This window comes from Kitasatospora griseola (genome assembly GCF_014648555.1).
Classification (GTDB): Bacteria; Actinomycetota; Actinomycetes; order Streptomycetales; family Streptomycetaceae; genus Kitasatospora; species Kitasatospora griseola.
Map to the genome: position 1 here is coordinate 82,304 of NZ_BMRI01000022.1, position 10,936 is coordinate 93,239.

Consider the following 10,936-nt stretch of genomic DNA (forward strand, 5'->3'; position numbering starts at 1 on the left):
TCCCGCGTCGGCCAGCGCCGCCCGGATCACCCGCTGCTGCGAGGGACCGTTGGGGGCGGCGAGCCCGTTGCTCGCGCCGTCCTGGTTGATCGCCGAACCGCGGACCACCGCCAGCACCGGGTGCCCGTTGCGGCGCGCGTCCGACAGCCGCTCCAGCAGCAGGACGCCGACCCCTTCGCCCATGCCCATGCCGTCCGCGTCGTCCGAGAAGGCCTTGCAGCGGCCGTCCTCGGCGAGTCCCCGCTGACGGGAGAAGCTGATCAGGGCGCCGGGGGTCGCCATCAGGGCGACGCCGCCGACCAGGGCGAGCGAGCAGTCGCCGCCGCGCAGCGCACGGCCGGCGTAGTGCATGGCGACGAGGGAGGAGGAGCAGGCCGTGTCGACGGTCACCGCGGGGCCTTCGAGGCCCAGGGTGTAGGCGACCCGGCCGGAGACGACGCTGGGTGCGCTGCCGGTGAGCAAGTGGCCGTCCCCTTCCTCGGACTGGGCGACCACGGCCGCGTAGTCGGCGTAGTTGACGCCGGTGAACACGCCGGTGCGGCTGCCGCGCAGGGCGACCGGGTCGATGGCGGCGCGTTCGATCGCCTCCCAGGTGGTCTCCAGCAGCAGCCGCTGCTGGGGGTCCATGGCCAGCGCCTCGCGCGGCGAGATGCCGAAGAACTCGGCGTCGAAGTCGGCCGCGTCGTGCAGGAAGCCGCCCCGCCGGGTGGTCGAGGTGCCGGGGCGGTCGGGGTCGGGGTCGTAGAGGGCTTCGAGGTCCCAGCCGCGGTCGGTGGGGAAGTCCGAGACGGCGTCGCCGCCGTCGGCGAGCAGGCGCCACAGGTCTTCGGGGGTGCCGATGCCGCCGGGGAAACGGCAGGCCATGGACACGATCGCGATCGGCTCGTCGTCGGACGCGGGCGGCTGCGCGACAGTGTCCGGGCCGACGGTGGCCGGGCCGACGGCCGGCCGGCCGAGCAGTTCGGCGCGGATCTCCCGGGCGAGCGCGGTGGACGACGGGTGGTCGAAGATCAGGGTGGACGGCAGCCGCAGTCCGGTGGCGGTGTTGAGCCGGTTGCGGAGTTCGACCGCGGTGAGGGAGGCGAAGCCCATGTCCTGGAAGGCCGTGCCGGGCCGGATCGCGTCCGCCCCGGAGTGGCCGAGGACGGCTGCCGCGTGGGTGCGGACCAGGTCGAGCAGCAGGCGGTGCTGTTCGGATTCGCCGAGGGCGGCGAGCCGTTCGCGCAGCTGTGCGGCGGCGGGTTCCACCGTGTCACCGGCCGGGGCCTCCAGGGCGCGGCGGGCTTCGGGGACGCCGGTCAGCAGCGGGCTGGGGCGGGTGGAGGTGAAGACGGCGGCGAACTGCTCCCAGTCGACGTCGGCGACGGCGAGCACGGTCTCGTCGTCGTCCAGTGCCTGTTGCAGGGCGTGCACCGCGAGGTCGGGGGCGATCCGGGGCAGGCCGTGCTGCTCCAGGTTGAACAGGTCGGCGTCCGCTCCGGCGGTGCGGTCCTGGTAGGGGTTCGCGGCCTGCCAGATGCCCCAGTCGACGGTGGTGGCGGTGAGGCCGCGGGCCCGGCGGTGCTGGGCCAGCGCGTCGAGGTAGGCGTTGGCCGCGGCGTAGGCGCCGTGGTCGCCGCTGCCCCAGACTCCGGCGATCGAGGAGAACAGCACGAAGGCGTCGAGTTCGCGGTCGAGCAGGGCGTCGAGGTGTTCGGCGCCGGCGGCCTTGGCGGCGACGATCTGTTCGAACGCGGACATCGGCGTGCCGTCCAGCGGGGCGAGCGCGACGAAGGCGGCCGCGTGGACGACCGCGGTGACCGGGTCGCCCGCCGTCTCCAGGCCGGTGAGCAGTGCCTCGACGGCCTGCCGGTCCGCCAGGTCGCAGACGGGCATGGTCAGCCGGACGCCGAGGGCGGCCAGTTCCGCGGCGAGTTCGGCCGCGCCGGGTGCCTGGGGGCCGCGGCGGCCGGGGAGGACGAGGTGGGTGGCGCCGCTGCGGGCCAGCCAGCGGGCGAGGTGCGGGCCGACGGCTCCGGTGCCGCCGGTCAGCAGGACGGTGCCGCGGGGCTTCCAGTGCTGCGCACGGCCGTCGCTGCGGGGGGCTCGCCGGAGGCGGCGGGCCAGCAGGCCGGCGGGGCGCAGGGCGAGTTGGTCCTCGCGGCCGGGGGCGGACGCCGTCAGTACGGCGGCGAGCCGGGTCCGGGCGCGGGCGTCGAGGTCCGGCGGCAGGTCGACGAGTCCGCCCCAGCGGGCGGACAGTTCGAGCGCGGCCACCAGTCCGGTGCCCCAGACCAGTGCCTGGCGGGGGTGGGTGACCGGGTCGTCCGGGCCCGTCGACACGGCCCCGGCGGTGGCGCACCAGAGGGGCGCCGTGAGGGCGAGGTCGCCCAGGGCCTGCACCAGGGCGACGGTGAGTGCCGTCCCGGTGGGCAGGGCCGGGTGGTCGGGGTGGGGCCGGTCGGCGGCGGCCAGCAGCGACAGCACACCCGTCGGCACGCGGTCGCCGAGGGCGGTGGCGAGCGTGTCCGCGAGGTCCGTGCGGCGGACGGCGTCGGCCGTGAGCTCGGCCGTGACGACGGTGGCGCCCGCTTCGGCGAGGGCGAGCAGCGGGCCGCGCACCAGGGCGTCGTCGTGGTGCCCGGCGGGCAGGACGACCAGCCAGGTGCCGGCGGCGGGGACCGCGGCCGGCGGGTCGGGCAGGGGCTGCCAGCCGATGCGGTACCGCCAGGAGTCGATGACGCTCTCGTCGCGCCGCTGTTGACGCCAGCCGCGCAGGGCCGGCAGGACCGGGGCGAGGGCGTCCTCGTCGACGGCGAGGTGGGCGGCGATCTCGGCCGGGGCCTCGTGGTCGACCATGTGCCAGAAGGCCGTGTCGTGCGGGTCGGCGGCCGGCCCGGTGTCCGGCAGCGCCTCCGGCTCCAGCCAGTAGCGCCGCAGTTGGAAGGGGTATCCGGGCAGGGCGGTCGGGCGGGCGCCGGTGTCGGCGTACACCGCGGACCAGTCGACGGCCGCGCCCGCCACCCACAGTTCGGCGGCCGAGCGCAGGGCCCGGCGCAGTCCGCCGTCGTCGCGGCGCAGGGTGCCGACGACCACGGGCGGTTCCTCGGCGCCGGCGGCCTCGACGGTGTCCTGGAGGGCCATGGTCAGCACCGGGTGCGGCGACACCTCGACGAACACCTCGTGGCCCTGCTCGACCAGGGAGCGCACGGCCGCGTCGAAGCGGACGGTCCCGCGGAGGTTGCGGTACCAGTAGTCGGCGTCCATGGCGGTGGTGTCGAGCCGGTCGCCGGTGACGGTGGAGAACAGCGGGATCCGGGCCGGGAGCGGGCGTACGTCGGCCAGTGCGGCCAGCACCTCGGACCTGATCCGTTCGACCTGGGCCGAGTGCGAGGCGTAGTCCACCGGCACGGACCGGGCCCGTACGCCCTGTGCGGCGCAGTGGGCGAGCAGTTCGGCCAGGGCCTCGGTCTCCCCCGAGACCACCACGGCGGCGGGCCCGTTGACGGCGGCCACCGACAGCTTCCCGGCCCAGCGGGCGAGCTCGGCGCGGACCCGGTCCTCGGGCAGGGGCACCGCGACCATGCCGCCGAGTCCGGCCAGCGCCCGGATGGCCCGGCTGCGCAGGGCGACGACCTTCGCCCCGTCCTCCAGGCTCAGCGCTCCCGCCACCACGGCGGCGGCGATCTCGCCCTGGCTGTGTCCGACCACGGCGTCGGGCCGGACGCCCCAGGACTCCCAGTGCGCGGCCAGGGCCACCATCACCGCCCACAGCACCGGCTGCACCACGTCGACCTGTTCCAGTGAGGGCGCGCCGGGGGCGCCGCACAGGACGCCTTCCAAGGACCAGTCGACGTGGGCGGAGAAAGCAGCGCCACAGGCGGCGAGTCGGTCCCGGAAGACGGGGCTGGTGGCGAGCAGGTCCCGGGCCATGCCGTCCCACTGGGAGCCCTGGCCGGGGAACACCAGGGCCGTCCGGCCCTCGACGACCCGGCCGGTGCCCACCACGACGTCGGCCGGGGCGGCGGGGAGGTCCGTGCCGGGTCCGGACAGGGCGGCGAGCCCGTCCAGCAGGGCGTGCTGCCCGTCGCCGATCACCACGGCCCGGTGTTCGAAGGCGGACCGGGTGGTCGCCAACGAGAACCCGATGTCGGCCGGCCGGGCGGGCGCGTCCGCGGCGAGCCGGGCGCGCAGCCGGGCCGCCTGGTCCCCGAGCGCGGCCGCGGTGCGGCCGGACAGCACCCAGGGCAGCACGGCCCCGGGCGCCACTTCCGGCCGGTCCGCCGGTTCCGGCTCGGGCTCCGGTGCCTGTTCGAGGACGACGTGCGCGTTGGTGCCACTCATGCCGAACGAGGACACCCCGGCCCGGCGCGGCCGGTCGACGGCGGGCCAGTCGCGGGCCTCGGTGAGGAGTTCGACGGCGCCCGAGGACCAGTCGGCGTGCGGGGTGGGCGCGTCCACGTGCAGGGTGCGCGGCAGGACGCCGTGCCGCAGCGCGAGGACCGTCTTGATGACCCCGGCGACCCCGGCGGCGGCCTGGGTGTGCCCGATGTTCGACTTCAGCGAGCCCAGCCACAGCGGGCGGTCGGCGGGCCGGTCCTGGCCGTAGGTGGCCAGCAGCGCGTCGGCCTCGATCGGGTCGCCGAGGGTGGTGCCGGTGCCGTGCGCCTCCACCGCGTCCACGTCCGACGCCGTCAGACCCGCATCCGCCAGCGCCGCCCGGATCACCCGCTGCTGCGAGGGACCGTTGGGGGCGGTCAGGCCGTTGCTCGCGCCGTCCTGGTTGATCGCCGAACCGCGCAGCACGGCCAGCACCGTACGGCCGTTGCGGCGCGCGTCCGACAGCCGCTCCAGCAGCAGCATGCCCACGCCCTCGCCCCAGCCGGTGCCGTCCGCGGCCGCCGCGAACGGCTTGCAGCGGCCGTCGGGGGACATCGCGCCCTGCCGGCTGAACTCGACGAACACCGCCGGCAGCGCCATCACGCTGACCCCGCCGGCGAGGGCGAGCGAGCACTCGCCGGCCCGCAGCGCCCGCGCCGCCAGGTGCAACGCCACCAGCGAGGACGAGCAGGCGGTGTCCACGGTGATGGCGGGGCCTTCGAGGCCGAGCGCGTAGGACACCCGCCCGGACATCACGCTCATCGAGTTCCCCGTCATCAGGAACCCCTGGACGGCTTCGGCGGCGCCGGAGCCCAGCGTCGCGTAGCCCTCGTCGACGGCCGCGGCGTACACCCCGGTGCGGCTGCCCCGCAGGGTGAGCGGGTCGATGCCGGCCTGCTCGACGGCCTCCCAGGCCGCCATCAGCAGCAGCCGCTGCTGCGGGTCCATGGCCAGCGCCTCACGGGGCGAGATGCCGAAGAACTCCGGGTCGAAGTCCGCCGCGCCGTCCAGGAACGCCCCCCGCCCGGGGATCGCGTCGCCGGACGGCCAGGCGCGCTCCCAGCCCCGGTCGCCGGGGACGGGCGCGCTGGTGTCGCGGCCTTCGGCGAGCAGCTCCCACAGCTCCTCCGGGGTGCGGACCCCGCCGGGGAAGCGGCAGCTCATCGCCACGATCGCGATCGGCTCGCTCAGGCGGGCCTCGGCCTCCCGGAGCCGCTGCCGGGTGTCCCGGAGGTCGATGGTCACCCGGTTGAGGTAGTCGCGCATCCTCTGGTCGCTCACTGGACACCGCTGCTTTCGTCTCGGGCTGCTCGGGTCTCGTCCTGAAGGACGCGGGGGGCGCGGGGCGCGCGGGCCGGTGCCCTGGTCATGCGGACCCCAGCTGCCGGTCGAGGTACTCGAACATCTCGTCGTCGCTGGCCGCCTCGATCAGGTCGGGGGCCAGGTCGTCCGGGTCGCCCTGGTCGCCCACGGGGCGGGCGGCGGCGGCCGGTGTCCCGCCGGCCAGCGGACGGGACAGCACGTCCCGGATCCGGGCGCCGAGTTCGTCGCTGACGCCGTCCCGCGGCAGGGCGTCGAGCAGCGCCTCCAGGGCGTCGAGCCCGGCCCGGACCGCCTCGTCGCCGGTCGGACGGGCGGCCCCGGCCCGCTCGGCGAGGTGGCGGGCCAGTGCCTCCGGGGTGGGGTGGTCGAAGACGAGCGCGGCCGGCAGCCGCAGCCCGGTCGAGGACGCCAGCCGGTTGCGCAGCTCGACCCCGGTGAGGGAGTCGAAGCCGACGTCCTTGAACGGGCGGGCCGGGCGGACCAGGTTCGGCGAACTGTGGCCGAGCACCGCCGCGGCGGTGCCGCGCACCAGGTCGAGCAGGGTCCGGTACAGCTCGGCCTCGGGCAGCTCGGCGAGCTGCCGCGCCATCGAGCGGGCCGGCGCCTCCGCGGCGCTGGTCCGGGCCGGGCGGACCAGGCCGCGGAGCACGGCGGGCAGCCGGTCGTCCGCCCGCAGCACGGACGGGGCGATCCTGGCCGCGAGCCGGTAGGCGTGCGGGGAGTCGAGCGCCGCGTCGAACAGGGCGAGGCCCTCCGCCGAGGTCAGCGCGCCCGCCCCGGCGCCCCGGCCCGGGGCGAGGGCCGCGGTCATCCCGCTGCGCTCCTCCCACAGGCCCCAGCCGATGGACAGACCGGGCAGCCCCTCGGCCCGGCGTTCGGCGGCGAGGGCGTCGAGGACCGCGTTGGCGGCGGCGTAGTTCGCCTGCCCGGCCGCGCCGAACTGGGCGGCGCCCGAGGAGAACAGGACCAGCGCCGCGAGGTCGAGGTCCCGGGTGAGTTCGTGCAGGGCCAGCGCCGCGTCCGCCTTGGGCCGCAGGACGCGGTCGAGCCGGTCCGGGGTCAGCCCGGCGATCGTGGCGTCGTCCAGGACGCCGGCCGCGTGGACGACGGCGGTCAGCGGGTGCGCGGCGGGCACCGACCCGAGCAGGGCGGCGAGCGCGTCCCGGTCGGCGACGTCGCAGGCCGCGACGGTCACCGACGCGCCGAGCCCGGTCAACTCCCGTACCAGTTCCGGCATCCCGTCGGCGGATTCGCCCCGACGGCCCGCCAGCAGCAGGTGCCGGGCGCCGTGCGCGACGACCAGGTGCCGGGCCAGCAGCCGTCCCAGGGTGCCGGTGGCCCCGGTGACCAGAACGGTCCCCTCGGGGTCCGGTCGAGCGGGCAGCAGCAGGACGTTCTTGCCGACGCCCCGGGCCTGGCTGAGCGAGCGCAGCGCGGCCGGGGCCTGCCGGACGTCCCAGCCGGTGACGGGCAGGGGACGCAGCACTCCCTGCTCGAACAGGTCCAGGATCTCGGCGAGCATCTCGCCGATCCGCTGCGGACCGGCCTCCATCAGGTCGAACGCCCGGTAGCGCACCCCGGGATGCTGCCGGGCGACCGCCTCGGCGTCGCGGACGTCCGTCTTGCCCATCTCCACGAACCGGCCGCCGTTCGGCAGCAGCCGCAGGCCGGCATCGACGAACTCCCGCGCCAGGCTGTCGAGCACCAGGTCGACGCCCTGCCCGCCGGTGGCCGTCAGGAACGTCTCGGCGAAGTCGGTGGTGCGGGACGAGGCGAGCTGCGCGTCGTCCAGTCCACCGGCCCGCAGGACGTCCCACTTGGCGGGGGACGCCGTCGCGAACACCCGCGCACCGGCGTGCCGGGCGAGTTGCACCGCCGCCATGCCGACACCGCCGGCCGCGGCGTGCACCAGGACCGATTCGCCGCTCTTCAGCCCGCCGAGGTCGAACAGGCCGTAGTGGGCGGTCAGGAACACCACCGGCACGGACGCGGCGCGGGCGAAGGACCAGCCGGCCGGTATCCGGGCGACGGTGCGGCGGTCGGCGACGGCGGTCGGGCCGAACGCGCCCGCGAAGATCCCCATCACCCGGTCCCCGGGCGCCAGGTCGTCGACGCCCGGGCCCACCTCGATGACGGTGCCGGCGCCCTCGCTGCCCAGGCCCTGCTGTTCGGGGTCGGGGTCCAGGCCGAGCGCGGCGATGACGTCGTGGAAGTTCAGCCCGGCGGCGCGCACCGCGATCCGCACCTCGCCCCTGCCCAGCGGGGCGAGGGCCGCGGGGGCAGGCGCCGCCACGATGTCCTCCACCGAACCCCGGCCGTCGCTGGTGAGCCGCCAGGCGGCGCCGTCCGGCAGGGACAGCGTGCCGTCCGGCCGTCCGCCGCGGACCAGCCGCGGCAGCAGCGGCGGGCCGGTCCGCAGCGCCAGTTCGGGTTCCCCGGCGGCGAGCGCCGCGGGCAGGGCGTCGGCCTGTTCGGCGGTCCCGGCCGCGTCGATCAGCACGAAGCGCCCGGGGTTCTCGGCCTGCGCACTGCGCACCAGGCCCCACAGGGCGGCCTGGGCGGGATCGACGGGACGGTCGAGAGGTCCGGTGCGGACCGCGTCCCTGGTCAGCACGGCCAGCCTGGCCGCGGCGAACCGCTCGTCGGCCAGCCACTGCTGCACGAGGGCGAGGCCCTGGTGCGCGGTGGCGCGGACCCGGTCGGCGGGGTCGGGCAGGTCGGCGGTGGCGACGGCCGCCACGATCACCTCGGGGAGGGCGGCACCCGCGCCGAGGTCGGCGCCCAGGGCATCGAGGTCCGGCCAGGACACGGCGGCACCGGGGACGGCGTCGCCGAGGGCGGCCCAGGTCGGCACGGCGACGTCGGCCGGGTCGGCGGCCGGAGTCCAGTCGAGGCGGTACAGCAGGTCGGCGTGAGCAGCCCCGGCCAGCGGCCCGCCCGCGGCCGGCGGCCGCAGCAGCAGGCCCTGGACGCCGATCACCTGCCGTCCGGACAGGTCGTGGGCGTGCAGGCTCACGGCGTCCGGCGCGTCGGCGGCGAGCCGCACGCGCAGCGTGGTGGCCCCGGTGATCCCGCTGGTCACCCCGGTCCAGCTGAACGGCAGCCGGGCCCCGCCGTCCTGGTCGGGCAGCAGCGCGGCGGTCTGCAGGGCCGCGTCCAGCAGCGCGGGGTGCAGCACGCACCCGGCGGCGTCGGCGTGCTGCTGCTCCGGCAGCACCACCTCGGCGAACACCTCGCCGCCGCGCAGCCACGCGGCACGGATGCCGCGGAAGGCGGGGCCGTAGTGGTAGCCGGCCTCGGCGAAGCGCTCGTAGAGGTCGCCGGTGTCCACGGGTTCGGCACCGGACGGCGGCCAGCTCAGCAGACCGGCTCCGGCCGGGTCCCCGGCGGGCCGGGGTGCCAGGGTGCCGGTGGCGTGCTCGGTCCAGGGCGCGTCGGCGTCCCGCGTCGTCCGGGCGAACACGCTGAGCCTCCGCCGGCCGTCGCCGTCGGGCCCGCCGACCCGGAGCTGCAGGTGGGCGGCGTCCTCGTCCGGAAGCACGAGCGCCGATCCGAGGGTGAGTTCCTCGACCACCGGGCAGTCCGCCTCGGCCCCGGCGCGCAGCGCGAGTTCGAGGAACGCCGTGCCGGGGAGGAGCACGACGCCCGACACGGCGTGGTCGGCGAGCCAGGGGTGGGTGCGCAGCGAGATCCGGCCGCTGAGCAGCAGCTCACCGGAGTCCGCGACCTGCATCGCCGCACCGAGCAGCGGGTGCCCGGTCGTGGCGAGCCCCGCCGAGGCGACGTCCTGACTCGTGGTCGGCACGTCGAGCCAGTAGCGGGTGCGCTGGAAGGCGTAGGTCGGCAGGTCCACCCGGCGAGCGCCCCGGAACGCCCCCGACCAGTCCACGGCCAAGCCGCGCTCCCAACCGCGGCCCACCGCACGCAGCACCTGTGCCAGGCTGCCTTCCCCGCGGCGCAACGTTCCCAGCACCGCCGCGTCGACACCTGCGGCCTCCACCGACTCCCCCACCGCCACACCCAGCACCGCATGCGGGCTGGACTCGACGAAGAACCGGAAGCCCTCACCCAGCAACGCCTCCGTGGCGTTCGCGAACTCGACGGTCTGCCGGAGGTTGCGGTACCAGTACTCGGCGTCCAACGACTTCGTGTCCAACCAGCCGCCCGTCACCGTCGAGAAGAACGGCACCGAACCCGAGAGGGGGGTGAGACCAGCCAGATCGGACAGCAGACGCTCGCGGATCTCCTCCACGTGCGCGGAATGCGACGCGTAATCGACCTCGATCAGACGCGCCCGCACACCCTCCGCGACCAACGCGTCAACGAACTCCGCCACCGCGTCCGCGTCACCCGACACCACCGTCGACGACGGACCGTTCACCGCCGCCACCGAAAGGCGACCCAGGCGCTCCCGCACCGCGTCCACCGGCAACGGCACCGACGCCATACCGCCACGACCCGCCAGCACCCCGATCACACGGGACCGCAGCGCGACGACCTTCGCCCCGTCCTCCAGACTCAGACCACCCGCCACCACAGCGGCCGCGATCTCACCCTGCGAGTGACCCACCACCGCGTCCGGAACCACACCGAACGACCGCCACACCTCCGCCAGCGACACCATCACCGCCCACAGCACCGGCTGCACCACATCGACCCGCGCCAGCAGCGCCTCCGAACCCAACGCCTCCGCCAACGACCAATCGACATACGGCGCAAGAGCCCGCTCGCACTCCGCCATCCGCCCCGCGAACACCTCCGACCCGGCCAGCAGTTCTGCGGCCATCCCCACCCACTGCGAACCCTGACCCGGGAACACCAACGCCACCCGGCCGGACAGCAGCCCACCACCGACCACTGCGGTGCCCTGCGCCAGCGCGGTCAGGTGCTCGGCGAGGTTGTCCTCCGTGCCCACCAGCACCGCGCGGTGTGCCAGCGCGCTGCGGCCGGTGGCCAGGGAGAAGGCCACGTCCGCGGCGCGGACGCCCGACCCGTCGCCGAGCCGGGCCGACAGCGCGGCGGCCTGGGCGTGCAGGGCCTCGGGGGTGCGCGCCGAGAGAAGCAGAGGGACGGTCTCCGGCGTCCCAAGCTCCTCGGCGAGCGGGTCGGCCGGGGCCTGTTCGAGGACGACGTGGGCGTTGGTGCCGCTGACACCGAAGGCGGACACGCCCGCCCGGCGCGGACGACCCGTGTCGTCCCACTCCCGAGCCTCCGTCAGCAACCGGCCCGCGCCCGCCGACCAGTCCACCTCCGG

Annotated in this window: 2 protein-coding genes; both read right to left on the reverse strand. The window is 76.3% G+C overall.

Annotated features, from left to right (window positions below; genetic code table 11):
- Nucleotides 1-5,640: type I polyketide synthase (locus IEZ12_RS39005; RefSeq protein ID WP_373295525.1), on the reverse strand; the 5,640-nt coding region annotated here is incomplete at its 3' end.
- An 85-nt stretch (nt 5,641-5,725) separates the two neighbouring features.
- Nucleotides 5,726-10,936: SDR family NAD(P)-dependent oxidoreductase (locus IEZ12_RS39010; protein WP_229847942.1), on the reverse strand; the 5,211-nt coding region annotated here is incomplete at its 5' end.